The sequence below is a fragment of the Amycolatopsis alba DSM 44262 genome (genome assembly GCF_000384215.1).
In the GTDB taxonomy this organism is placed as follows: domain Bacteria; phylum Actinomycetota; class Actinomycetes; order Mycobacteriales; family Pseudonocardiaceae; genus Amycolatopsis; species Amycolatopsis alba.
On record NZ_KB913032.1, the window covers coordinates 681,998 to 704,475 of the forward strand.

Consider the following 22,478-nt stretch of genomic DNA (forward strand, 5'->3'; position numbering starts at 1 on the left):
CCCTCAAGGAGGCCTTCACGGACTTGCGGCCGACCGACGCGCGCCGTCAAGCAGGGTGCCGAGTTCGGCCTCGAACAGCACCGCTGGATCGAATCCCATCCCGGCGAAGTGGCCGGCCAGTTCAAGGGACAGGACGCCGTGGAGCCGCGTCCAGAACGTCAAGGCCCGGCACAGCACCGCGGACGAGACCGGCAGGTCACCCGCCCACTCGCGATGATCGTCGAGATGCGCGGCGAACGGCGTCGCCCGTCTGTCGTCCGGAAGAGCGGCGTGGACGTCGAGCAGCACGGCCATGATCTCGTTCGAGATCTTCGTGGTGTCGCCGGGCGCGTGGTAGCCGGGAATCGGCGTGCCGTAGACGAACAAGTAGCGCTGCGGATCCGCCAGCGCCCACTCCCTGATGGCGTGGGCGACCCCAGCCACGCCGCCACCCGGCCCGGCGGCCAGGACGGCGTCGGCGAGGCTCCGGTAGGCGTCGCGGACGAGGTCGGTGATCAGGTCGTCGCGGCTCGGGAAGTACCGGTACAGCGCGGGACCGCTCATGCCGACGTGCTTGGCGATCGCGTTGAGGGACAACGCGGAGACGCCCGTCGTGGCCAGCTGTTCCCACGCGTGCCGCTTGATCTCCGTGCACACCTGAGCCCGGTAACGCTCACGTGAGGTCTTCCTGTCCGCATCCATCGACCCGCTCCTTCCGGACTCGCTCGTTAGAGGCTATCACTTTCCCTATTGACACTCACCTCATCGTGGTTATAGCTTCTAACTATCGCAATTAGCACTAACCAAGGAGCAGGATCATGACGGACACCAAGCCCCGCCGCCGCACCGCCGCCCGTGCCGCCGCAGTCGCCCTTCCGCTGGCCATCGGCCTGCTGGGTGGCGCGGTGACGCCCGCCCAGGCCGCCACCGCCACTCCCGCCCCGTTGTCGTGCCAGGGCAAGACCATCGACACGAAAGCCCCGATCCACTACCGGACCGAGACCCTGATCAACGCTCCGCTGAGCAAGATCTGGCACTTGCAGACCGACGTCGAGCGCTGGCCGTCCTGGCAGGAGCCGGTCCTGACCACCAAGCGCCTCGACCGGGGCCCGCTCCGGAAGAACTCACGGTTCCGCTGGACCACCCCGGTGCCCGCCACGGCCACGACCCCCGCCACCACGCTGTCGATCACCTCGGCCGTGCACCAGATCCAGCGCGGCAAGTGCCTCCGCTGGAGCGGGCCCGCGGTCGGCGAGGGCCTCACCATCGACAACGGCGTCCACGTCTGGAACTTCACCGAGGTCAAGGGCGGCGTCCTCGTCCGCACCGAGGAGAACTGGTCCGGCGCCCAGGTCGAGGCCGACGTGCCCACCTCGACCCAGTTCCTCGGTATGGGCCTCGAAGCCTGGCTGAAGGACCTCAAGGCCACTGCCGAAGCCCACTGCTGACCACACTCGAACCTTCAGGAGGAGAACCGATGTCCACCCAGACGACCACCGTCCGCCGCGCCCCGCGTTCCGTCATCATCTCGGCCTGGGCCGTCCCGATCATGGTCATCGGCCAGTTCGCGATGCTCGCCGTCGTCCCGGTCGCCGTCGTGCTGATCGGCACCCTGCGCGACGCCCGCCTCAAGGCGCTCAGATGGGGCGCTGCCGCCCTCGCCGCGGCCTACGCCACGCCCTTGGCGCTCTGGGCGATCGGCCCCGAACGCGCGCAGAGCCTCTCGAAGGACATGCATCCCGTGTTCGCCGCGATCATCGTCGCCGCGGGAGTCGCGTTCGCCGTCGCGTACCACGTCCGCGCACGCAAGTAGCGGACTAAACGCGGGACGTGCCGTCGGTGAACGAAGGGATCACGCCGTAGGAGGCCTTCCGTGACGCGCGGCGCAACGTCGCGAGCACGGCGGGCCCCAGCACCAGGATCGCCACCGCGTTGGTGATCGCCCGCCCCGTGTCCCAGCCCGCCGTCGACGTCAGCAGGGTGAAGACGGCGAACCGGTGCAGGTTCTCCAGCAGCGGGGCGCCGGGAACGTAGGAGATGTGCCCGTCGTGGTACGGCACTTCGGCGTCGGTGATGAACGGCCAGAACCACAGGTTCATCAGGAAGCCGAACACGTACGCGACGAAGATCCCGTAGCCGACCAGCATCGCGATCTCGGCCTTGCCGGTGACGCGGCGCGGCAGCAGTCCCGCGCCCATCCCGATCCACGCCGAGCACATCATCTGGAACGGCAGCCACGGCCCCACCCCGGCGGTCAGCAGCGCCGAAGCGAACAGCGACGTACAGCCCAGCACGAAACCGAATCCGGGCCCGAGCACCCGCCCGGCCAGCACCAGCAGGAAGAACACGGTCTCGATCCCCGCGGTCCCCGCGCCGAGCGGCCGCAGGGCCGCGTTCACCGCCGAGAGCACGCCGAGCATCGCGAGGGCCTTGGAATCCATGCCCCCTTCGGACATCTCGGCCAGCACGATGACGATCAGGATCGGCAGGATCCCGATGAACACGAACGGCGCGTCCGGACCGTGCTGCATCGACTGCGGTTCGACCCGGACCAGGAGCGGCCAGACGAACATCATCAGCCCCGCCAGCGACGCGAGGCCGAGCACCGTCGCCGAGCGCGGGCCCAGCCGGACCGCGGGCGCCGTGCTCACGGGACCTCCTGCGGCAGCGCGGATCGGACGTCGTCGACGGTGAGCCACGGCTCCCCGAGGATCTTGGCGACCTGGGTGGCGAACGCCGGGGAGCCGCCGAGCACCTCGCCGGTCGGGCCGTCCGAGACGACCTCCCCCTCCGCCATCACGAGCACGCGGTGCGCGATCGTCGCGACGAACTCGACGTCGTGGGTGGCCACGACGACCGCCTTGCCCTCGGCCGTCAGCGACGCGATCATCTGCGCCAGCGCGGCCTTCGCGGTGTAGTCGAGGCCGCGGGTCGGTTCGTCCAGCAGCATGATCCGCGGGGCGGCCGAAAGCTGCACCGCGAGCACGAGCGCGAGCCGCTGGCCCTCCGAAAGGTCCCGCGGATGCGACGCGGGATCGATGCCGGGAGCGAGCCTGTCGAGCAGGCCACGGCTGTGCCCCGGCTCCGCTCCCGACTCGGCGTCGGCTGCCTCGCATTCGGCGGCGACTGTCTGCAGGTACAGCAGGTCGCTCGCGGTCTGCGGCACCATGCCGACGAGTTTCCGCGCCTCGGCGCTGCTCAGCGTCTTCGGGTCCTTGCCGCCGACGGTGACCTTGCCGCCGTGGCGGGGACCGGACCCCTGCACCGCCCACAGCAGCGACGACTTGCCGGAACCGTTGCGTCCCATCATCGCCAGCACCTCGCCGGCGCGCAGGGCAAGGTCGACCTCGCGCACGGCGACCTTCGGCCCGTACCGCACGACGACGCCGTCGGCGATCAGCAGCTCGTCGCCCGCGGTCGTGTCCCGCGCGGGCGGAGTCCCCAGCGTCAGCGAAGAAGCCCGGCGTCGCGCGTCACGGACCGTCATCGGCAGCGGATCCCAGGCGGCCAGCCGTCCCAAGTGGACGATCGGCGGCGCGATGGGCATGTCCTTCAGCACTTCCGGCGGGGTCCCGTCGACCACTCCCCCGGTGCCGGGGACGTGGATCATCCGGTCCGCGAACGGGATCACGCGTTCCATCCGGTGCTCGGCCATCAGCACGGTCGTGCCGAGGTCTTCCACCAGCCTGGCCAGCGTCGCCAGCACCTCCTCGGCGGCGGTCGGGTCCAGCGCCGACGTCGGTTCGTCCAGCACCAGCACCTTCGGATGAGTGGTGAGCACCGAGCCGATCGCCACCCGCTGCTGCTGCCCACCGGACAGTGTCCGCAGCGCGCGCCTGCGCAGTTCCGCGATGCCGAGGAGATCGAGCGTCTCTTCGACCCGGCGGCGCATCACCTGCGGGCTCAGGCCGAGCTGCTCCATGCCGTACGCGAGTTCGTCCTCGACCGTGTCGGTGACGAAGCCCGCCAAGGGATCCTGCCCGACGACACCGACCAGATGCGCGAACTCGCGCGGCGGCCGGGACCACGTCGTGACGCCGTCGACGGAAACCGTTCCTTCGAGGTGACCGCCGGTGAAATGCGGGACGAGACCGTTGATCGTGCCGAGCAGCGTCGACTTGCCCGCGCCCGTCTGGCCCGCGAACAACACGAGCTCGCCTTCGCCGATGGACAGCGTCACGTCGGCGAGCACCGGCTCGGAACGGCCGTGGTAGGTGAAGGAAACGTGGTCGAGTTCGATCATGCCGTGCCTTCTTTTTCGAGCACTGGTTCTTCGAGTGCGGCGTAAGGAGGCTCAGGGACCGGGGTCAGGAACGCGGGAAGCACGCCGATCAGGACACCGAGCAACGGACCCCACGAGAGCGAAGGCCAGGACAGGGTGATCAGCGAAGGGTTCATGTTCATCGGGTTCACTTCCGACGTCGTGAACAGGATGGCCGCCACGGCGATCCCGCTCACCGCGACGACGATCTCCGGCAGATGCCAGCGGTCGGGCCGGTACCGGGTGCGCCGGACCCGTTTGCCCGCCGACCAGAACCCGACCAGGCCGATCACGAGGCCAACGGAAAGCACCGGTGCGGCGAGATATCTGGGCGTCGAACCGTCCAAAGTGGCGTAAACGCCGACGCAGACACCGATCAGGCCGACGATCATCAGGGTGCCCGTGATCAGCCTGGTCCGCGCTTCGACCAGTCCCGCGCGGCCGTAGCCACGGGAGTCCATCGACGCGGCGAGCTGCAGCGAGCGGGAAAGCGCGTCCTCCAGCACCGGGATGAGCACGGTGTGCAAGGCCTTGACCTTCTTCTTGCCCGAGCCGCCGCGCAGTTTGCGGGCGCGCCGGACCCGCAGCACGCTTTCGGCCAGCTGCGGGAACACCGACAGCGCGACGATCACCGCGGTGCCCACTTCGTACAACGCCGGCGGCATCGCCTTGAGCAGCCGTTTCGGATTCGCCAGCGCGTTGGCAGCGCCGAGGCAGATCACCATCGTCGCCAGCCGCATCCCGTCGTAAAGCCCGCCCAGCAACGATTCCGCGGACACGTCCCCGAAGAGCCGGATTCCCGCCGCCCATTCCGGCAGCGGGATCTCGGGCAGCCGCAGGATGATCGTGGAGCCCTCGGCGCCGCCGAACACGACGCGGAAGAACACGCGGATCGCGACGATGAACGCGCCGAGGTACAGGTAGAGCCGGAACGCCAGCGCCCAGGGCGCCTCGCTGCGCCGGGCCACGACGACATAACCCGTGACCGCCACGATGGTCAGCAGCAGCCACGGGTTCGTCGTCCGGGTCGCCGCGACGGCGAGCCCCAGCGCCCACACCCACCAGGCGGCCGGATGCAGGTCGCGCGGCAGGAAGTAGGACGTCATCAAGCTCCTTGTGCGCGTTTGCGTCTGCGTGCGACCAGGAATCCTGCCACGCACAACGCCAGTACCGCGCCACCGGCCGCCCAGGGCGCCCAGCCGCTGGCGCCGGATTCGCGCTCGATCACCACGTTGACGTCCTCGGCGTTCTCGCCGCCGGTGAACGCGACGTTCAGCGACGGGTCCTGCGCCTTCGGCCTCGCCGAAGCGCTCGGACGCGGCTTGGGCGGCGGCAGCGCTCCGGAACTCGGGCCCGCGACCGGCGCCTCCCCTGGCCGGACCTCCTCCGTCGCTTGCGGACCGTCGGCCTGTTGCCCGTTCCCCGCCGGTGGCCGCTGTTGCTGCTGCTCGGCCGGGTCGTCGGTGACCGGCTTGGCCTCCTCACGCGGCACGCACGGCTGGCTCTCAGTGCCCGGCCGCACCGCGGAGACCCGCGGCACCGGGTTCGTCTGGGCGGTGGCGTTCAGGGAGAACGACCAGCCCTCGAAACCACCGGGGATGAAGTCGCGGTTCTTGACGCCCCACTGGCTGTAGTCCCACGCGCAGTTGTTCGAGGCGTGCCAGTACGACCAGTAGGCCTGCGCCGGGGGCGTGTCGACACACAGCTCGCGGTACTTGTCGCGACCCGCGATCGGGAGATTCTCGGTCGCCGACGGGCGGTTCTCGACCCGGCAGATGAACGACTCGCCCCAGCGCTGCACCCCGGCGATCTGGAAACCCGCGCCCTTGAGCGCGTCCAGCCCGGTGCCGCGCGTGGACTGGGGGTTGCAGCGCACGATGGTCGTGCCGCCGAGTTTCTGGAAGTCGACGACGACGGTGACCCCGGTGGCGTCCTTGCAGAAGCCGGGATAGCCCTTGCCCTGGTCGACCGCGTGCGCGGACGGCGCCGTGGCGGCGATCAGGAAGATCGCCGCCACCACCCCGAAGACCTTCCTCACGGGATGGCCGGGTTCCTCGGCGTGACACCGGGAACCGGGTTGGTCGTCGCCGACTTGTTCAGCGAGAACGACCAGCCTTCGAAGCCACCGGGGACGACGTTGCGGTTGAGCGCGCCGTAGCTGCTGTAGGTCCAGGTGGTACCGGAACCGTCGGCGTGCCAGTAACCCCAGTACGCGCCGGCGGGCGGCGTGTTGACGCACGGTTCCTTGTATGCCGGGTTGCTCGACAGCGGGATGGTCTCCGTCGCGGACGGGCGGCCTTCCAGGCGGCAGACGAAACCAAGCCCCCAGCGGGCGGTGCCCGCGACCGCGATCCCCGCGTCCTGCAACGCCTTGATACCCGTGCGGGCGGTGCCGGGGCTCGCGTTCGGCGAACAGCGGGTGATCGTCGGCGCGGCGGTCCCGCCGTTGCCGTCCAGTTCCTGGAAGTCGACGACGACGGTCGTGCCGGTGAGCGCGTCGGCGCCGGTGCAGATCCCGTCGTAGCCCTTGGCGGGATCGACCGCGTTCGCGGGTGCGGCGGAAAGCCCGATCAGTCCGATGAGGACGGTCGCGACGGTGAGCAGTTTTCTCATGGTGTAGCCCCCTTTGTCTTGATGAACCGGCGAAGCAGGAAGACGAGCACGATCGCGGCGGCCAGCAGGAGCCCGGCGAGGCCGACGAGTCCCCAGATCAGCCACGGTGGCTGAGGAGCTTGGGCGGCGGCCGCCTGCACCTGGGTGCCGGAGACGGCAGCGGCGATGTCCGGCTGCGAGAGCGGCAGCCGGATCGCGGGAGACAGCGGCGAATCCGCGGCGGTGAGCCAGGATCGGCCCGCGACCCCTTGCGCGGCGGCCAGGCTGGTCGGGAAGTCGGTCTTCCCGTCGCTCGCCGCGACCGCTCCCTTGACGAAACCGCCGTCGGCCTGGACCAGTTTGCCCAGCGACCGCGCGGTTCCGCTCGCGTCGAGGCCGGCGATCTGCCGCGCGGCGGCCACGACGGCGCTGAGCGCGACGTCCGGCTCGCCCGCTTCGCCGGTCACCATGCCCTCGCCGGTCGGCCGGACGCCGAGCGCGCCCACCGCGGAGACGAACGCCGAAACGCGCCGCTCGGTCCAGCCGTCGGGCCGTTTGGTCGACGGCGCGGCGTCGGTGTGCGGACGGGCGGCCAGCGCGGTGACCGCCGCGGCCGTCGCGCCGAGGTCGCCGGAGCCGCACTCCGCGGTGTCGAGGTGCTTCGGAAAGGTTCCGTCGGCGCACTGGCGCGAAAGGAGCAGTTCGACCGCGGGGCCGGGGTCGGCGGCAGTGGCGAGCACCGCCCAAGAGTGCCGCTCGACGGTCTCGTCAGCGTCGGCGAAGGACCCGATATCGGTGAACTTGCCGTCCACGCCACGCAGTTTCACCAGATCGGCGCGCAACTGCCCGGCGACGTCCGCCTTGGCGAATTCGGCGACGAGCACGAGTTTCGCGAGCGGCTCGGCGTAGGCGGCCCCGCTCTGCTCGTAGGGCGCGCCGTGGGCGTAGGCCTGCACGGCTTCGTTCGTGAGCAGGAACTTCGAGGCGCGGGCGACCGTGTCCGGCTGCTCGTCCAGCGCCCGCAGGGCCAGCACGAGATCGGCGGTGGCGTCGTAGTCGACGTAGGTCTTCCCGTCCTCGGTGACCTCGACGTGGTCACCGCCGACGAGCCGGTTCGTCAGGTACGCACCGAGCCGGGAAGCCGCGGTGGCCGTGCCGGGGACCGCGACCGGCGTGGCGATCGCGGTCGGCGGCGGGACCCTGGCGCCGGTCGACGCCCTGGGGGTGACGGTCTTCTTGGGTTTCGGCGCCACGGTCTTCGGTGCCGGCTTGTCCGGCACCGGTTTGGCTGCGGGCGGGGTGTTCGTGACGGTGACCGTGCTCGGCGCGGGCGGGCTGACCGACTGGGACGACGTGCTCGGCGTCGGTGTCACCGACGTCGTGGTCGTGGTGGTCGTCGTCGTTGTGGTCGTGGTGGTGGTCGTGGTCGTGGTCGTGGTGGTGCTGGTCGGCACCGGTTCGCTCGTGGTCGAAGTCGGGGTGCTCGTGGGCGAGCCCGTTTCGGACGAGGTCGTCGGCGTTTCCGAAACGCTGCTGGTCGGCGGCTGCGCGCCGCCCTTCGCGAGCGAATAGAAGCCGATCTGCGCCAGCCCGAGCGAAGCCTGGGCACCCGCGCGGATCCAGGTGTCGAGCCCGCTGATGCCCGAGGTACGCGCGGCTTCGTAGGAAGCGGGGTTGTAGGCGATCGCGCCGAGTTCGCCCGCGAGCCGGTTGCCTGCGTCGGCCGCGGCGTTGGCCTGCGCGGATTTGAGGAACCGCACGCCCTTGTCCACCGCCGCGGCCGCGCCGCCCGCGTCGGCGAGCCCCTGGACGATCATCCCGGTGCTGTTGGTGTTCGGGGCCTCGGTGCCGACGCCGCCACCCCAGCCGCCACCGGCGCTCTGGTTGCCGAGCAGCCACGAGACGGTCTTGGCGATCGGGGCGTCGAGCCCGGTCGCGCCCGCCTTCCGCGCGGCCACCATCGCCGAAAGCGCGATGCCGGTGGCGTCGCCGTCGGACGGGGACAGGTCGAGCGGCTTGCCCTCGTCGCAGGTCGAGACCTTGTGACCGTCCGGGGTGACGTGGTCGCCGGTCTCTTTCGTCGGGATGTAGGGGAAGAAGATGCGGAAGTAGCCCTCGGAACACTGCTGGGTCAGCAGCTTGTCGATGGCGAGCTGGTCGTTCTCGCCCACCGCGGCGAGCCCGATCACGCCGAGCGCCTGGCCGAACATGTTGGCGTTGTTGCTCACCGTGCCAGTGATGTCGGGATTCTTCGTGTAGTCGCTTACCCGGCCCTTGTCGGGGCCGTTGCGCATGATCGCGGCCTTGGTCTCGGCGACCAGGTCGTAGCCGTCGAAGCTCCGGGGGTTCCGGCCGGAGACCTCCGCGGCGACCAGGGTCTTGGCCGTGGCGCCGCCGACGATGACGTTGTCGAACCCCGCGCCGGGGATGAACCCGTCCCAGGTGAAGTAGTCGGTGGCGTGGCCTTGTTCGTCGAGGAACTTCGCGATCGGCTCGGCACGCTGACCTTCGCCCGCGGCGTACATCGCGAAGAGCACGTCGAGCATCAGGCCGTGGTCGGGCAGCTGACCGCCGGCGGGGTTCTCGAGCGTGCCGTCCGGCTTCAGTTTCGTCGCGAGCCAGCGGGAATTCGCCTGCGCCGCGTCACGGTCACCGGCGGCCGTCGCCGTTCCGGTGAGCAGTGCGGCGACCACGCCGACGCTGACGGCGAAGGCCAGTGCGGCCTGGTACCCGCGGCGCATGACTCCTCCTTGCGGCATGACGGAGGACAGGCGCGGGACGCCGCAGTCACCCCTGTTTATCGCGACAGTGGTTCGGACTTCTGGTTGGTTCATCCGCCCGTGCGGTACCCCGGCTCGCCCTGGTGAAGGGCCCACGGTTGCGCGACAGCGCCGGATTTCGACCGGCTTCCCCGTCACGGGCAGCGGTGTTCAGTTGTCGAGCCCGCCGAGGTTAACACTCGATTACCTGCGGCAGGCACCGCTGACCAGGTCGGTTGCCAGGATCACATCACCGCTCGCGCCCGGCGGTACCCCGGCGCTTGACCGGGATGAGATTCTTCGGTTCGTCCGATTCAGCGCGGTCGTGGGGGAAGTCCGGTGAGAGTCCGGCGCTGTCCCGCAACGGTATGCCCTCCAGGCGAGCCCGGTCACCCACATCGCGCGGTGTCACCACCGACTCCTGTCGTGGAAATGCGGGAAAGGGTTCTCATGAGACGTTTGGTCCTCGCTGTCGCCTTGCTGTGCGGCATCGGACTGGTCGCCGCACCGGCGGCGACCGCGGCCACCCCGGTCAAGGCGGACGCCGCCGCGGGCTGGCTCGCCAGGCAGCTGACCGACGGGGAAAGGTTCGAGGCCGACTTCGGCGGCCAGAAGTTCCCCGACCAGGGCTTGACGATCGACGCGATCTTCGCGTTCGCCGCCGCCGGGGTGTCCGACACGAACGCGGGCAAGGCGATCGCCTGGCTGGCGAAGCCGGAGATCACCACCGGCTACGTCGGCAGCGGCGCCGAGGCGTACGCGGGCGCGCACGCCAAACTTCTGCTCGCCGCGCAGATCCGGGGCAAGAACCCGGCGTCGTTCGGCGGTGTCGATCTGAAAACGGGACTGCTCTCGCTGCTCACGCCGTCCGGCCGGTTCTCCGACCGCTCCGAATTCGGCGACTACTCCAACGCCTTCTCGCAGTCGCTCGCCCTGCTGGCGCTGGATCGCACCCCCGCCGGGGCGCCCGCGTCGGCGGTGACCTTCCTGGCGGGCAGCCAGTGCGCGGACGGCGGCTTCCCGCTGAACTTCGGCGAAGCGACCTGCACGAGCGACGTCGACTCGACCGCGATGGTCGTGCAGGCCCTGCGCGCCACCGGTGACGCGGTGAACGCCCGCGAAGGCACCACCTGGCTGGTCACCAAGCAGCACGCGAACGGCGGCTTCGGTGTCGGCACGAACGCGCCGAACGCCAACAGCACCGGCCTCGCCGCCGAAGCGCTGGCCGGGCACCGTCCCGCCGCCGCGGTCAAGGCGCGGGAATTCCTGCGGTCGCTGCAGACCGGCTGCACCGGCGCCGAGGCGGACCGCGGCGCGATCGCCTACGACGCCACCGGCCTGAACCCGTCGACCGCCCCGCGCGCGACCGCGCAGGCGATCCTCGGCCTGGCCAGGGTTCCGCTGAGTGACCTGCACGGCGGCGGCCGTCCGCAGGCTCCGGTGCTCGCCTGCCCGTAAGCGGCCGGTGAGTGGTGAGGCCGGTTCTGGTGGACTCGTAGTTGCTTGGCTGGTGGTCGAGTGTGGAGGATTTGGGACGTTGAACGTCCTGAATCCTCCACCGTCACGTCGTCTGCCCCGGAACAGGACCGGCGCGAGCCCGTGACGCCACCCACGGTTCTTCAGGCGCGGAGCGGCTCGACGACCTGCACAAGCTTGTCGAGGCGCTCCAGCGTCTCGGCCTCGGGCAGCGTCGGCAGGATGAGGGAGACCTCGTCGACCCCGGCATCGGCGAGGCCGCGCAGCAGGTCGAGATCGGCCGGAGCGCCGAACACGCTGATCCGGACGTCTTCACGGCCCTGGTCGGCGAGCCACGACCGGACGCGCCGCAATTCCTCAGGCGGGGTCACGGAATGCGGCAGCCAGCCGTCGGCGTGTTCGGCGAGCCGTTTGAGCCCGGCCGGGCCCTGACCGGCGACGTAGATCGGCGGATGCGGTTTCCGCACCGGCTTCGGCCAGGAGTAGACCGGATCGAAGTCGACGTGCTTGCCGTGGAACTCCGCCTCGTCCTTGGTCCAGATCTCCTTGAGCGCCTGGAGCTGTTCGGTCAGCAGCGCGCCCCGCGTCCGCGGGTCGACGCCGTGGTTGCGCATCTCCTCGATGTTCCAGCCCGCCCCGACCCCGAAGACCACCCGGCCGCCGGAAAGCAGGTCGAGGCTGGAGATTTCCTTGGCCGTGTAGAACAGGTCGCGCTGGATCATCAGGGCGACCGCGGTGCCCAGCCGGAGTTTCGAGGTGACCGTCGCGGCGGCGGCCAGCGCCACGAACGGGTCGAGATTGCGGAGGGCGCCCCGCGGCAGCTCACCACCGGGGTACGGGCTCTCCCTGCTGACCGGGATGTGGGAATGTTCGGGGAGGTAGAGGGAGTCGAAACCCTTCTCCTCCAACGCCGCTCCCAGTACGTGCGGCCGGATTCCCTCGTCGGTCACTGACGTCGCGATACCGAAGTCCATGATCAGCACGACTCCTGAGGGCCACCGGGTATTCCCGGAGGCCCTCACTCGGCCGCGGCTCTTGCACCCGGCATCTTGTCAGGGCTAACCTGACGCCCTGTCAGGATGCGCCTGACAAAACGTCGGGAAAGGTGTGCCATGCCCTCCACTGCGGACCAGTCGGTCATCGCCGCGTGCTCGTTCTGCCTCAAGCCCAACACGGAGGTCAGTGCCCTGGTCGCGGGACCGGGGGTGTTCATCTGCTCGGCTTGCGTGGTGCTGTGCCAGCAGGTCATCGAGACCAGGACGGCCGCGGTTCCCCAGCTCGCCCCGTGGGAGCAGGCGCATGACCTCGAAGACGTCCTGGCGGCTCTGCCTCGAGTCGCCAGGACGTCGGACCAGGTGGAGGAAAGCCTCGCCGGCTGGGTTCGGCGCGCCAGGGAACTGGGCGCCAGCTGGACCCGGATCGGGGACGCCCTCGGCATCACCCGTCAATCGGCCTGGGAGCGATTCTCCGGCGAGAAGTAGCCCGTCCCGGTCACTTCGCGGGCAGCACGCGGCCGCGGACCTCGCCAAATCCGATCCGCGAGCCGTTCGCGCCGGGCGCGGTTCCGGTGATCACGACCTCGTCGCCGTCCAGCAGGAAGGTGCGCTCCTCCCCTTTGACCGTGAGCGGTTCCTTGCCGCCCCAGGACAATTCGAGGAACGCGCCGCGCTGGTGCTTCTCCGGTCCGGAGATCGTCCCGGAGCCGTACAGGTCTCCCGTGCGTGACGAGGCGCCGTTGACCGTCAGGTGCGCGAGCATCTGGGCGGGCGACCAGTACATCTCGCGGAAGGGCGGGCGGCTGACCTCGTCACCGTTCCATTCGATGACCAGGTCGATGTCGAGACCCCACGGTTCGCTCTCCCGCAGATACGGCAGCGGCACCGGATCCAGCTGGCCGGGCAGCGGGATCCGCGCGGCCTCCAGTGCCAGGATCGGTACCACCCAAGGGGAGATCGAGGTCGCGAAGCTCTTGCCGAGATGCGGGCCCAGCGGAACGTATTCCCACGCCTGGATGTCGCGGGCCGACCAATCGTTGAGCAGGACCGCGCCGAAAACGTGCCGGGAGAAGGAATCCGGGGAGATCGGGGTGTTCAGCGGCGTTCCGGTGCCGACGACGAAACCCATCTCCGCTTCGATGTCCAGCCGTGTGCTCGGCCCGTACACCGGCGAGGCGTCGGCCGGGGTCTTGCGCTGGCCGCTCGGGCGCACGATGTCCGTACCGGAGACCAGGACCGTGCCGGAGCGTCCGTGGTAGCCGACCGGGAGGTGCTTCCAGTTGGGCAGCAACGGTTCCGCGTCCGGGCGGAACAGCCTGCCGACGTTCGAGGCGTGGTGCTCGGAGGCGTAGAAGTCGACGTAGTCCGCGACCTCGATCGGCAGGTGCAGGGTCGCCCGCGCGACGGGATGGACCGCGCCGTCGGGCAGCTCACCGGAGACCAGGTCACGGATCCGCGCCCGGACCGCCACCCAGCGGTCGTATCCCTGCGCCATGAACGGATTCAGCGACGGCGCGGCGAAGACGTCGTCGCCGAGCGCCGCGGCCAGGTCCAGGACGGAGTCCCCGACGCGCACGCCGACGCGCGGGGAATCGCCGTCGACGGAGAACACGCCGTACGGCAGGTTGTCGATCCCGAACAGGGAGCCTGCGGGGATGTCGATCGTGGTCATGCCTCTCCTCGGGGCGCCTCGAGCAGGCCGAGTCCGGCCAGTTCGGTCAGGGGGTCGGTGATGCTGCAGGTGCCGAACGACGTGAAACCCGCGCGGACCGCGGCGGCGCGATCCGGCTCCAGTGCCCGCAGCCGCCCGGCGAGGACGGCGCCGTCTCGTTCGGCGAGAACGGCTTCGGCGTCACCACCGGCGAGGGCGGCGTCGGTGGCGAGCATCAGGTTCAGGAACCCGTGCTGTTCGAAGCCGGTGGCCGGATCGGTGTTGCGGACCGCGTGATGCAGCCCGGCGGTGGCCTTGAACGGAACGCCCGCCTCGACGGCCGCCCGGACCGCGGCCGCGAGTTCGGCTTCGTCCGGGTACAGCTCGGCCCGGACGCCGCCGGTGCGGAACTTCGCGTGGTGGCCGGTGCCGGAAAGGGCGGTCAGCAACGGGAGGCGCCGGTCGTCACGCGGGATCTCGACGTAGACCGGCGCGGTGGCGGCGGAAATCGCGGCGCGCAGCTCGTCCGGCACCGTCCCGTCCGGGACGGCGATCTCGAGCGCGTCGAGTTCCACCGGCAGCCCGGCGACGGCCGCGAGCACGCCATCGAGCTGGGCGGGACCACCGGGCAGGGTCACCGCGATCGGCAGCGGGGTCTCGCGGTCGCCCAGCACTCCGGCGAGTTCGCCGAGCGCGGTGGCGGCGACCACGAGCGGCCCGACGAGGGCGGCGTACCAGGCGGAGACGTGCTCGTCGTGCGCCGCGACGGCGTCCGGCAGCGGGGCCAGCCCCGGCGGGAACACCGCGGCGTCGTCGCACAACCCGGCGAAGAGCGCGGGAATCCGTCCGACGTCCACCATGGTCTCCTCCTCGCCGATTTAGTTCATACTTTTACTACCTATCGGGCAGCGTAGTCCGGTCTTCCGGGTGACGGGAAGGCCTACTTGCGGCTTCGGGGACCGAACTCGGCCCGGCTCGTGATCAGTTTGCCCAGCAGCATCACGAGGATCCGCTGTTCGGTCTCGGTCAGTGCGTTCGTCCAGCCGAATTCGCGTTCGTTGTGCTCGCGGAAGACCGAGACCATCTCCTCGTGCCCGGCCTCGGTCAGCGACAGCTGCACCGAACGGCCGTCCCGCTCGTCCGGGACCCGGTGGAGCATCCCCTCCGCGACCAGCGTCTTGACCAGGTTCGACACCGCCGCCCGGCTCATCCCGGTCAGCCGGGCCGCGCTCGTCGGTTCGAGCGGTCCGGCGAGCCAGACCACGAACAGCAGCCGGAACGCCGACCACGAACGGCCGCGCGGCCGGTGCACCGCGGCTTCGAGGTCGTAGGTCACCAGGTCCGAGGCACGGTTGAGGGTCAGCAGCACCTCGGTCGCCAACTGATGCCGGAAGCCGTACTCCTGCGCGAGCCGCCGGTTCGCCAGCGCCACGAACGACCAGAAGTCCAGCCCCGCCGCGTCCACGTCTTCCATCGCCGAACACTAACCCGACGTCTCGAAAATGGTCAAAGTCGAAACTATTGAGGGGTAAGGCAGACGTGTCGTGTCGTTGGGGTGTGCGCCGAATGTGGCATTGGGGACGTTGAGTGTCCCCAATGCCACAGTAGGCGCAACCTGGGATCGGGCGACTCGGGCGCCGTGTCTTGAAGGCCCCCTTTGGGACGTTCACCGTCCTGAAGGCCCCCTTTGAGACATACCGAAGCGCGGCCGAGGGCACCAGAACCCGGCAGGGCTTGACGCAAAGGATGCCTTCACAGACCCGCCGCCCGCCAGGACACGTTTGACTTACCCCTCAATATTTCCCCAAGCTGGAGATTCCTCCATCCAAACCGCACGATCTTGGACCTTCCTCCATGGCACTCCGGGCCCCCGAACCGGTTTGCTGAAGGCATGAGCAGAACGGAAGTACCACCAGGCACGGCGAAGGCCGTGCGAGTGGCGGCAGGCGATCTGGTCCGGGTGGTCGACGTCGAAGGCGGCCAGGTCGGCGACGTGTTCGCGTTCACCGACGGCGGGACCGAACTGGCCGAGCACCACAGCGCGGCGCACACCCGCGCCGGCGTCGACAAGCTGTTCCCCGCTGTCGGCGAGTCCTTCGTGACCGACCGGCGCCGCCCGATCCTGACCCTGGTCGGCGACACCTCCCCCGGCGAGCACGACATGCTCATCCCGGCCTGCGACCCGGCCCGGTACGCCGCGCTGGGGGCGCCGGGTCACCGGTCCTGCGCCGCGAACCTGCGCGAGGCGCTGGACGAAGCCGGCCTGACCTTCACGGGTCCGACCCCGCAGCCGATCAACGTCTTCATGCGCGTCCCGATCGGAGCGGGCGGCCGGTTCAGCTGGCTGACCGCGTCCTCACGGCCCGGCGACGCGGTGACCCTGCGGGCCGAACAGGACTGCGTCGTCGTGGTCTCCGCCTGCCCGCAGGATCTCGTGCCCATCAGCGACGCCGGACTCTCCCCGCTCGCCATCGAAACCGTCCGCAACGGAGGAACACGATCATGACCACCACCGTCGAACACCCCGCGCTGGCCCCGACCACCCTCGGCGGTCTCGCGCTGCGCAACCGCTACGCCGTCGCCCCCATGACCCGCGTCTCGGCCGCGCCCGACGGCACGCCGACCGGCGAGATGGCCGACTACTACACCGAATACGCCCGCGGCGGCTTCGGGCTCGTGCTCAGCGAGGGCATCTATCCCGACACCGCGGCCAGCCAGGGCTACTTCAACCAGCCGGGTCTCGCACGGGACGAGCACGTCGCGGGCTGGCGCGTCGTCACCGCCGGAGTACGCGCGGCGGGCGGGCGGATGATCGCCCAGCTCATGCACGCCGGGGCGATCTCCCAGGGGAATCCGCACCGGGACCACACCGTCGGGCCTTCGGCCGTCCAGCCGCGCGGGGAGAAGATGCCCGCGTACGGCGGTTCCGGGCCGTGGGCCGAACCCCGTGCGCTGACCACCGCCGAGATCGACGACGTCGTCGAGGGTTTCGCGGCGGCGGCCCGGCGTGCCCGGCAGGCCGGCTTCGACGGTGTCGAGGTGCACGCGGCCAACGGGTACCTGCTCGACCAGTTCCTCACCGACTACACCAACCGGCGCACCGACTCCTACGGCGGATCGGTCGACGGCCGGATCAGGCTGACCGCCCGCGTCGTGACCGCCGTCGCCGAAGCCGTGCCGGATCTGGTGACCGGTGTGCGGCTGTCGCAGACGAAAGTCAACGACTTCACCTATCGCTGGCCCGGCGGCCGTGACGACGCCGAAGTGATCTTCGCGGCGGTCGCCGAGGCGGGCGCGGGCTACCTCCACATCGCCAGCGAGGGCCGGAACTGGCTCGAAACGGCGAAGCTGTCCGACGGCGAAACCATCACCGCCCTCGCCCGGAAGGTCACCGGGCTGCCGGTGATCGCCAACGGCGGGATGCACGACCTCGCCCAGGCACACGAGGTCCTCACCGGCGGGCACGCCGACGTGCTTTCGATCGGGCACGGCGCGCTGGCCAATCCCGATCTCCCCGCCCGTGTCGCCGCGTCGGAACCCCTGCAAGAGTTCGACCGGGCGATGGTCTCCCCGACGGTCACGGTGGCGAACGCGCGCCGCTGGCGGGAGAGTCGGCAAGCGTGACCGAAACAAGCTGGCACGGCGGCGCGGCCGCGGTGGCGACCCTGACCTTCGACGTGGACGCGGAGTCCCCGATCCTCGCGCACGGCAGGGGGTACGCGGACCACCTGTCGACCATGTCCCATCAGGCGTACGGCCCGAAGGTCGGGGTGCCGCGCATCCTCGGCCTGCTCGACGAACTGGCCGTGCCCGCGACGTTCTTCGTACCGGGCTGGGTCGCCGAACAGCGGCCCGGCCTGGCCGCCACGATCGTGGAACGGGGGCACGAGGTGGCCCACCACTCCTACAGCCACCGGCCGCCGACCACGATGACCGCCGCCGAACAGCGAGCCGATTTCGAACGGGGCATGGCGGTCTTCGCGAGTCAGGGCATCGAGATCAGCGGGCATCGCGCGGCGGGCTGGGAGTCCACTTGGGACACTCCGGCGCTGGTGGCCGGACACGGGCTGAGCTACGACTCGTCGCTGATGGCCGACGACCGGCCGTACCTGATCGAGACCGGGGCGGGCCGGATCGCCGAGCTGCCGGTGCACTGGTCGCTCGACGACTGGGAGCAGTACGCGTTCCTTCCGTCGCCGCAGATCGGTTCGGTGATCACCTCGCCGGTCCGGGTGCTGGAGATGTGGCGCGCGGAACTGGACGCGATGCGCCGGTATCGCTGCCTGTTCAACCTGTGCCTGCACCCGTTCCTGTCGGGCAGGCCGGGACGGCTGGAGGCGGTGCGCGCGCTCATCGAGTTCGGGCTCGGCCTCGGTGACGTCCGCTTCGCCCGGTGCCGGGACGTGGCCGCCGCGGCGCTGGCCGACCCGGCCTTGCCCGCGGAACCCTTGCGGCGCCTCGAAGCCGATCCGGCGGTCTATCCGGACTGAGCGGCTTCGAGCGCCAGGAAGAGGTCGACCCGGTCCGCGGTCCGCCCGACGTCGCGGCCGGTCAGCTCGGTGACCTTGGCCAGCCGGTTGCGCAGCGTGTTGACGTGCACGAACAGCGCCGCGGCGGTGGCCGCCCACTGGCCGTCGTGGTCGAGGAACGCCCGCAGGGTCGTCTCCAGGTCACCGTCGCGGACGCGGTCGTGCTCGCGCAGCGGGCCGAGCAGGGCGTCGGCGAACGTGTGCCGCCACTGCTCGTCGTGCGACTCCAGCAAGAGCCGGTAGCTGCCGAGTTCGGCGAAACTCGCCGCCACCGGTCCGCCACGCCTGCCGCGGAGCACTCGGCAGGCTTCGCGGCTGCGCGACAACGGCTCGCGCAAGCCTGCCGCGCCGGATACGGGATCGGCCAGCCCGACGACCACCCGCCCGCCGGACAGCCGGTGTGAGACGGCCGCCGCCAGCCGGGGCGCGAACGCGGCGGGCGACTGCCTTCCGGACCGGAACGGCAGCACCGCCACGACGTCCCGGCTGCCCGCCGCCACGACCGCGGGCAGCCCGTCCGCCAGCAGGAAATCCGTCACGGCCTCCGCCATTCCCGGCGGGGTCGCGGTGGCGTCTTCGCCCGCGAACGCGAGCGCGATCACGGACAGGGGCCCGTCCGGGTCGACCCCGAAGGCGCGCAGCCTGCCGGGTACCTCCGCGACGCGCTGCGCGCCGGAGAGCACCATGTCCAGCAGTTCGACGGCGAACCGCATCTCGATGGCCTGCACCGCCTGATGCCGGGCGACTTCCAGGCTGAGATACCGGGCGGTCTGCTCCAGGGCGTCCCGTTCCTCCCGCGTCAGCCCGGCCACGGGACGCAGGCAGAGCAGCGCGGCGTCCGCGTCACCGAGCGCGCCGACCGGGAACAGCGCCGCCCGCGTCCCCGCGCCGAGATCCGCTTCCAGCGGCGGTGGATGCCCGGCCAGGGCCTCCGCCGCGGCGCGCGCCTGCCCGGCGTCCAGTCCGGCACCGGCGGAGGCCAGCTCCCGGCCCATCCGGTCGACGACCGCCAGCGGCAGCTCGTGCTCGCGGCGGAGGATCTCCAGCACGCCGGAAGCGCCCGCGCCCCTCGACAGCGCCGAAGTCAGCTCGTCCCCTCGGCGCACCAAGGACATCAGGGCGTTCTGCCGGTCCGCGGCCTGGATCGCCGCCGCCGCGCGGGTGACCGCCGTGAACGGCACCGCGATCGAGATCTCCAGTAGCGGCAACCCGGCTTCCCGGCATGCCTCGGCGAGCGCTCCAGGTGTGTCCCGTTGTTCCACGCGCAGCCCGAAGATGATCCCGGCCGCTCCCGCGCGGACCACTCGCGTGACGAAGTCCGCCGGATCGGTGCGGTCCAGCCACAGGCCGTTGGTCAGCACGACCTCGTGCTCGCGCACGTACGGCCCTGGATCGGGCAGCTCGGTGTTGTGCACCCACAGCACCGGGCCGTCCAGCGCCCCGTCGCGGCCGGGGACGACCACCCGCAGTTCGAGATCCGGATCCGCGACCAGCGCCGTCAAGGTCAGCATGACTGTGAATATATCCAGCCGGATGCGTCCTTTATGGATGAACGGCCATTCGCCGTGGCGGGGTCCCGGCCGGACGTCCTGCTGTGGGCTGATCCGCTCACAGCAGAGAAACAGGCGGACGGCGGAGCCCCGGCGGCATGGTCGGGGCATGACCGACTACGAGAAGCAGCCACTCTTCGACCAACGGCTCAGGGAACGGTTCTTCAGCCAGCGCGTGCTGGTCCTCGACGGCGCGCTCGACGACGACAACGGCACGGTGCTCACCACTCAGCTGCTGTCACTGGCGAGCGAGGATCCCCGCAAGGACATCGCGTTGTGGATCCACTCGCCGGGCGGCTCGGTCCCGTCGATGCTGGCCATCCGCGACGTGATGCGGCTCGTGCCGTGCGACGTCGCCACACTCGCGCTGGGGCTGGCGTGCAGCGCCGGGCAGTTCCTGCTGTCCGCGGGCACACCGGGCAAACGGTTCGCGCTGCCGCACGCGCGGATCCTGATGCACCAGGGTTCGGCGGGCATCGGCGGCTCGGCCGTCGAGGTGGAGGTGCAGGCGGACGATCTGCGCTACACGCGGGACACGGTGCTCGGCCTCATCTCCGACGACACCGGGCAGCCGATCGACCGGATCTTCGCCGATTCCCTCCACGACCGCTGGTTCACCACCGGGCAGGCGCGTGAATACGGCTTCATCGACCACATCGTCGAAAGCCTCGACCAGGTCGTCCCCGTCCGCACCCACAAACTCGGCCTCGGCTCGGAAAGGGGTGCCGGCGCATGAGCACCTACACCATCCCCAACGTCATCTCCCGCAGTCCCGCCGGCGAGCGGATCATGGACGTCTACTCGCATCTGCTGTCGGAGCGGATCATCTACCTCGGGACCGCGATCGACTCCGGCGTGGCGAACGCGCTGATCACCCAGCTGCTCTACCTGGAAGCGGACAACCCGGAGCAGGAGATCAACCTCTACATCAACACCGAGGGCGGCGACCCGTCGGCGATGCTCGCGCTGTACGACACCATGCGCTTCATCAAGGCACCGGTCGCGACGACCTGCGTCGGCCAGGCCGTCGCGGCGGGCGCGATCCTGCTGGCCGCGGGCGAAGCCGGGCACCGGTTCGTGCTGCCCCACACCCGCGTGGTGCTGCACCAGCCCGCGGCGCAGGGCCGCGGCACCATCCCGGACCTCATCCTCCAGGCCGACGAGGTCGTGCGAGTGCGGACGCAACTGGAAGAGATCCTGTCTTCGCACACCGGCCGCGCCGTCTCGGATCTGCGGCACGACACCGACCGGGACCGCGTGTTCGACGCGGCGGGCGCCGTCGCGTACGGGCTCGCGGACCGCGTGCTCGACAGCCGGGGCTAGGCGGCCATCACCAAGGGGCCCGCCGGGCGGCGGCCGACCGCGAAGCCCGTGCTGCCGCCCCGCCGGACCGTGCCCGCGATGCCGAACAGGAGATCCGCCAGGTCGATCCCGAGCGCGCCGGTGACCGCGGCGATCATCTCGCTGGACGGCTCCTTGCGGCCGCGTTCGATCTCCGAAAGGTACTGCGGCGAGATCCCGGCGCGCTCCGCGACGTCGACGAGACGGCCACCTTGTTCCTCCCTCGCCGCGCGCAGGCTCTGGCCCAGCACGTCACGCCACAGCGGCTCGGGCCCGCTGTCCGGGGTGGAAGCGCGCTTCTGCTGGAAAGGAAGGATGTCCGCCATACGATCATCGTGACAGCGGGCCGGGATCCGCGTGCGCCGTTCCGCTCAAGGCGAAACCGAGCCCCGGAACGCGCGTCGGTACGCGCCCGGTGTCGTACCGACCTGATCGCGGAAGCGGCGACGGAGGTTGACGGCCGACCTGAGGCCGACGCGGGTCGCGATCACCTCCACCGGCAGCCGGGTCTCCTCCAGGAGGGTGCGCGCCTCGGTCACCCGGCGGGTCAGCAGCCACGTCCCCGGCGTCGTGCCGAGCCGATCGGCGAAGCGCCGGGCCAGCGTGCGGGGCGAGACGTTGAGGTGCGAGGCCAGATCGCCCACCGAAAGCGGCGTCCCGAGGCGTTCGCCCGCCCATTCGAGGAGCCCGTCCAGCTCGTCCTCGGGCGGAGGCGCCGGCACGAACTGCGCCTGACCGCCGTCGCGGTGCGGCGGCATCACCATGTGCCGGGCGACGAGAGCGGCGTACGCGGCTCCGTGATCGCGCCGGACCAGGTGCAGGCAGAGGTCGATCCCCGCGCCGGCCCCGGCGCTCGTGGCGACGTCGCCGTGATCCACGTAGAGCAGGTCCGGTTCCACGGTGATCCGGGGGAATTCCGCTCGCAGCCGAGCGGCCCGCGCCCAGTGCGTCGTCGCCGACCTTCCGTCGAGCAGCCCGGTGCGGGCCAGCGCGAAGACGCCGGAACAGATCGTGGCGAGTCTCGCTCCCCTGGCGTGCGCGCGGAGGAGCGCCCGGCGCACGGGTGCCGACAAGGCGGCTTCCACCGGGGACCAGCCGGGGATGAGCACGGTGTCCGCGTCCGCCAGCGCGGACAGGCCCCGTGTCACGGACATCGCGTACCCGGCCGTGGTCGGGACCTGGCCGGGTTTCTCCGTGCAGACGTCGAATTCGTAGTGCCGCGGCACTCCCGCCCGCACCGTGCCGAAGACCTCGGCGGCGATCCCGAGCTCGAACGTCGACTGGACCGGCCGCACCAAGGCCATCACGCGATGCATGGCAGGAAAGTACCCCATGATGTCTTCCT

General features: G+C 70.6%; 23 protein-coding genes and 2 riboswitches. Of the genes, 9 read left to right on the top strand and 14 right to left on the bottom strand.

The window, feature by feature from the left end:
* Window positions 1–15: 15 nt before the first annotated feature.
* Complete coding sequence (locus AMYAL_RS0103010) at window positions 16–681, bottom strand: TetR/AcrR family transcriptional regulator (protein ID WP_026466693.1); 666 nt, start codon at window positions 679–681, stop codon at window positions 16–18.
* 116 nt (window positions 682–797) lie between these two features.
* Here AMYAL_RS0103010 and AMYAL_RS0103015 point away from each other — a divergent pair, with 116 nt between their 5' ends.
* Both AMYAL_RS0103015 and AMYAL_RS0103020 read left to right on the top strand, forming a co-directional pair.
* Entirely contained in the window at window positions 798–1,427 is a 630-nt protein-coding gene (locus AMYAL_RS0103015; RefSeq protein WP_020629822.1) for an SRPBCC family protein, read from the top strand.
* A gap of 29 nt (window positions 1,428–1,456) precedes the next feature.
* Window positions 1,457–1,792: a hypothetical protein gene (locus tag AMYAL_RS0103020; RefSeq protein WP_020629823.1), complete on the top strand. Its 336-nt coding sequence runs from the start codon at window positions 1,457–1,459 to the stop codon at window positions 1,790–1,792.
* A 4-nt stretch (window positions 1,793–1,796) separates the two neighbouring features.
* Here the strand turns inward: AMYAL_RS0103020 and AMYAL_RS0103025 are convergent, their stop codons facing one another.
* From AMYAL_RS0103025 to AMYAL_RS50120, 6 genes are read right to left on the bottom strand one after another with little or no spacing between them, the layout of a single operon-like run.
* On the bottom strand, window positions 1,797–2,630 hold the full coding sequence (locus AMYAL_RS0103025; protein ID WP_020629824.1) for an ECF transporter S component family protein: 834 nt from the start codon (window positions 2,628–2,630) through the stop codon (window positions 1,797–1,799).
* Window positions 2,627–4,222: an ABC transporter ATP-binding protein gene (locus AMYAL_RS0103030; protein WP_020629825.1), complete on the bottom strand. Its 1,596-nt coding sequence runs from the start codon at window positions 4,220–4,222 to the stop codon at window positions 2,627–2,629. Before AMYAL_RS0103030 ends, AMYAL_RS0103025 begins: the two co-directional genes overlap by 4 nt.
* Window positions 4,219–5,346, bottom strand: a complete 1,128-nt coding sequence (locus AMYAL_RS0103035; RefSeq protein WP_020629826.1) for an energy-coupling factor transporter transmembrane component T — start codon at window positions 5,344–5,346, stop codon at window positions 4,219–4,221. The genes AMYAL_RS0103030 and AMYAL_RS0103035 overlap by 4 nt, the downstream gene beginning before the upstream one ends.
* Window positions 5,346–6,278, bottom strand: a complete 933-nt coding sequence (locus AMYAL_RS0103040) for a hypothetical protein (RefSeq protein ID WP_020629827.1) — start codon at window positions 6,276–6,278, stop codon at window positions 5,346–5,348. Before AMYAL_RS0103040 ends, AMYAL_RS0103035 begins: the two co-directional genes overlap by 1 nt.
* Window positions 6,275–6,853: a hypothetical protein gene (locus AMYAL_RS0103045; protein WP_020629828.1), complete on the bottom strand. Its 579-nt coding sequence runs from the start codon at window positions 6,851–6,853 to the stop codon at window positions 6,275–6,277. The genes AMYAL_RS0103040 and AMYAL_RS0103045 overlap by 4 nt, the downstream gene beginning before the upstream one ends.
* Complete coding sequence (locus tag AMYAL_RS50120; protein WP_020629829.1) at window positions 6,850–9,573, bottom strand: hypothetical protein; 2,724 nt, start codon at window positions 9,571–9,573, stop codon at window positions 6,850–6,852. The genes AMYAL_RS0103045 and AMYAL_RS50120 overlap by 4 nt, the downstream gene beginning before the upstream one ends.
* A gap of 83 nt (window positions 9,574–9,656) precedes the next feature.
* A riboswitch (cobalamin riboswitch) is annotated at window positions 9,657–9,798 on the bottom strand.
* 83 nt (window positions 9,799–9,881) lie between these two features.
* A riboswitch (cobalamin riboswitch) is annotated at window positions 9,882–10,006 on the top strand.
* Window positions 10,007–10,041: 35 nt separating this feature from the next.
* Here AMYAL_RS50120 and AMYAL_RS0103055 point away from each other — a divergent pair.
* Entirely contained in the window at window positions 10,042–11,049 is a 1,008-nt protein-coding gene (locus AMYAL_RS0103055) for a prenyltransferase/squalene oxidase repeat-containing protein (RefSeq protein ID WP_039793774.1), read from the top strand.
* 161 nt (window positions 11,050–11,210) lie between these two features.
* Here the strand turns inward: AMYAL_RS0103055 and AMYAL_RS0103060 are convergent, their stop codons facing one another.
* The gene (locus AMYAL_RS0103060) at window positions 11,211–12,041 is read right to left on the bottom strand and encodes an LLM class F420-dependent oxidoreductase (RefSeq protein ID WP_026466694.1); all 831 of its coding nucleotides are present in this window, start codon (window positions 12,039–12,041) and stop codon (window positions 11,211–11,213) included.
* Window positions 12,042–12,179: 138 nt separating this feature from the next.
* Between AMYAL_RS0103060 and AMYAL_RS0103065 the strand changes: the two genes are divergently transcribed.
* A complete protein-coding gene (locus AMYAL_RS0103065; protein ID WP_020629832.1) occupies window positions 12,180–12,548 on the top strand; it encodes a ClpX C4-type zinc finger protein in 369 nt (122 codons plus the stop codon).
* A 10-nt stretch (window positions 12,549–12,558) separates the two neighbouring features.
* Here AMYAL_RS0103065 and fahA read toward each other — a convergent pair whose 3' ends face one another.
* From fahA to AMYAL_RS0103080, 3 genes are all read right to left on the bottom strand, one after another.
* The gene (gene fahA / locus AMYAL_RS0103070; protein ID WP_020629833.1) at window positions 12,559–13,734 is read right to left on the bottom strand and encodes a fumarylacetoacetase; all 1,176 of its coding nucleotides are present in this window, start codon (window positions 13,732–13,734) and stop codon (window positions 12,559–12,561) included.
* Window positions 13,731–14,573 (bottom strand): hypothetical protein, encoded by an 843-nt coding sequence (locus tag AMYAL_RS0103075; RefSeq protein ID WP_020629834.1) that lies wholly within the window; start codon window positions 14,571–14,573, stop codon window positions 13,731–13,733. The genes fahA and AMYAL_RS0103075 overlap by 4 nt, the downstream gene beginning before the upstream one ends.
* Window positions 14,574–14,653: 80 nt before the next feature.
* The gene (locus tag AMYAL_RS0103080) at window positions 14,654–15,187 is read right to left on the bottom strand and encodes a MarR family winged helix-turn-helix transcriptional regulator (RefSeq protein WP_020629835.1); all 534 of its coding nucleotides are present in this window, start codon (window positions 15,185–15,187) and stop codon (window positions 14,654–14,656) included.
* Between the two features lie 417 nt (window positions 15,188–15,604).
* On the opposite strand from AMYAL_RS0103080, the gene AMYAL_RS0103085 reads away from it, so the two are divergent.
* Genes AMYAL_RS0103085 through AMYAL_RS0103095 form a run of 3 tightly spaced genes read left to right on the top strand, consistent with a single transcriptional unit; the run spans window position 15,605 to window position 18,203 of the window.
* Entirely contained in the window at window positions 15,605–16,219 is a 615-nt protein-coding gene (locus tag AMYAL_RS0103085) for a DUF1989 domain-containing protein (RefSeq protein ID WP_026466695.1), read from the top strand.
* Window positions 16,216–17,337 carry an oxidoreductase gene (locus AMYAL_RS0103090; RefSeq protein ID WP_020629837.1) on the top strand — a complete coding sequence of 374 codons (1,122 nt, stop codon included), beginning with the start codon at window positions 16,216–16,218 and terminating at the stop codon, window positions 17,335–17,337. Before AMYAL_RS0103085 ends, AMYAL_RS0103090 begins: the two co-directional genes overlap by 4 nt.
* Window positions 17,334–18,203, top strand: a complete 870-nt coding sequence (locus tag AMYAL_RS0103095) for a polysaccharide deacetylase family protein (protein ID WP_020629838.1) — start codon at window positions 17,334–17,336, stop codon at window positions 18,201–18,203. The genes AMYAL_RS0103090 and AMYAL_RS0103095 overlap by 4 nt, the downstream gene beginning before the upstream one ends.
* On the opposite strand, the gene AMYAL_RS0103100 is transcribed toward AMYAL_RS0103095, so the two are convergent.
* The gene (locus AMYAL_RS0103100) at window positions 18,191–19,753 is read right to left on the bottom strand and encodes a PucR family transcriptional regulator (RefSeq protein ID WP_020629839.1); all 1,563 of its coding nucleotides are present in this window, start codon (window positions 19,751–19,753) and stop codon (window positions 18,191–18,193) included. The genes AMYAL_RS0103095 and AMYAL_RS0103100 overlap by 13 nt on opposite strands.
* Window positions 19,754–19,901: 148 nt before the next feature.
* Here AMYAL_RS0103100 and AMYAL_RS0103105 point away from each other — a divergent pair, with 148 nt between their 5' ends.
* Together AMYAL_RS0103105 and AMYAL_RS0103110 are read left to right on the top strand one after the other, a co-directional pair.
* Window positions 19,902–20,528 (top strand): ClpP family protease, encoded by a 627-nt coding sequence (locus tag AMYAL_RS0103105; protein WP_020629840.1) that lies wholly within the window; start codon window positions 19,902–19,904, stop codon window positions 20,526–20,528.
* A complete protein-coding gene (locus AMYAL_RS0103110; protein WP_020629841.1) occupies window positions 20,525–21,115 on the top strand; it encodes a ClpP family protease in 591 nt (196 codons plus the stop codon). Before AMYAL_RS0103105 ends, AMYAL_RS0103110 begins: the two co-directional genes overlap by 4 nt.
* Here AMYAL_RS0103110 and AMYAL_RS0103115 read toward each other — a convergent pair.
* Together AMYAL_RS0103115 and AMYAL_RS0103120 are read right to left on the bottom strand one after the other, a co-directional pair.
* On the bottom strand, window positions 21,112–21,459 hold the full coding sequence (locus tag AMYAL_RS0103115) for a helix-turn-helix domain-containing protein (protein ID WP_020629842.1): 348 nt from the start codon (window positions 21,457–21,459) through the stop codon (window positions 21,112–21,114). The genes AMYAL_RS0103110 and AMYAL_RS0103115 overlap by 4 nt on opposite strands.
* A 45-nt stretch (window positions 21,460–21,504) precedes the next feature.
* On the bottom strand, window positions 21,505–22,449 hold the full coding sequence (locus tag AMYAL_RS0103120; protein WP_020629843.1) for a GlxA family transcriptional regulator: 945 nt from the start codon (window positions 22,447–22,449) through the stop codon (window positions 21,505–21,507).
* Window positions 22,450–22,478: the final 29 nt, after the last annotated feature.

Bases quoted from the DNA above. Each gene is read 5' to 3' on its own strand.
- AMYAL_RS0103010 (WP_026466693.1), bottom strand. From the start codon at position 681: ATGGATGCGGACAGGAAGACCTCACGTGAGCGTTACCGGGCTCAGGTG.
- AMYAL_RS0103015 (WP_020629822.1), top strand. From the start codon at position 798: ATGACGGACACCAAGCCCCGCCGCCGCACCGCCGCCCGTGCCGCCGCA.
- AMYAL_RS0103020 (WP_020629823.1), top strand. From the start codon at position 1,457: ATGTCCACCCAGACGACCACCGTCCGCCGCGCCCCGCGTTCCGTCATC.
- AMYAL_RS0103030 (WP_020629825.1), bottom strand. From the start codon at position 4,222: ATGATCGAACTCGACCACGTTTCCTTCACCTACCACGGCCGTTCCGAG.
- AMYAL_RS0103035 (WP_020629826.1), bottom strand. From the start codon at position 5,346: ATGACGTCCTACTTCCTGCCGCGCGACCTGCATCCGGCCGCCTGGTGG.
- AMYAL_RS0103045 (WP_020629828.1), bottom strand. From the start codon at position 6,853: ATGAGAAAACTGCTCACCGTCGCGACCGTCCTCATCGGACTGATCGGG.
- AMYAL_RS50120 (WP_020629829.1), bottom strand. From the start codon at position 9,573: ATGCGCCGCGGGTACCAGGCCGCACTGGCCTTCGCCGTCAGCGTCGGC.
- AMYAL_RS0103055 (WP_039793774.1), top strand. From the start codon at position 10,042: ATGAGACGTTTGGTCCTCGCTGTCGCCTTGCTGTGCGGCATCGGACTG.
- AMYAL_RS0103060 (WP_026466694.1), bottom strand. From the start codon at position 12,041: ATGGACTTCGGTATCGCGACGTCAGTGACCGACGAGGGAATCCGGCCG.
- AMYAL_RS0103065 (WP_020629832.1), top strand. From the start codon at position 12,180: ATGCCCTCCACTGCGGACCAGTCGGTCATCGCCGCGTGCTCGTTCTGC.
- fahA (WP_020629833.1), bottom strand. From the start codon at position 13,734: ATGACCACGATCGACATCCCCGCAGGCTCCCTGTTCGGGATCGACAAC.
- AMYAL_RS0103075 (WP_020629834.1), bottom strand. From the start codon at position 14,573: ATGGTGGACGTCGGACGGATTCCCGCGCTCTTCGCCGGGTTGTGCGAC.
- AMYAL_RS0103080 (WP_020629835.1), bottom strand. From the start codon at position 15,187: ATGGAAGACGTGGACGCGGCGGGGCTGGACTTCTGGTCGTTCGTGGCG.
- AMYAL_RS0103085 (WP_026466695.1), top strand. From the start codon at position 15,605: ATGAGCAGAACGGAAGTACCACCAGGCACGGCGAAGGCCGTGCGAGTG.
- AMYAL_RS0103090 (WP_020629837.1), top strand. From the start codon at position 16,216: ATGACCACCACCGTCGAACACCCCGCGCTGGCCCCGACCACCCTCGGC.
- AMYAL_RS0103100 (WP_020629839.1), bottom strand. From the start codon at position 19,753: ATGCTGACCTTGACGGCGCTGGTCGCGGATCCGGATCTCGAACTGCGG.
- AMYAL_RS0103105 (WP_020629840.1), top strand. From the start codon at position 19,902: ATGACCGACTACGAGAAGCAGCCACTCTTCGACCAACGGCTCAGGGAA.
- AMYAL_RS0103110 (WP_020629841.1), top strand. From the start codon at position 20,525: ATGAGCACCTACACCATCCCCAACGTCATCTCCCGCAGTCCCGCCGGC.
- AMYAL_RS0103115 (WP_020629842.1), bottom strand. From the start codon at position 21,459: ATGGCGGACATCCTTCCTTTCCAGCAGAAGCGCGCTTCCACCCCGGAC.
- AMYAL_RS0103120 (WP_020629843.1), bottom strand. From the start codon at position 22,449: ATGCATCGCGTGATGGCCTTGGTGCGGCCGGTCCAGTCGACGTTCGAG.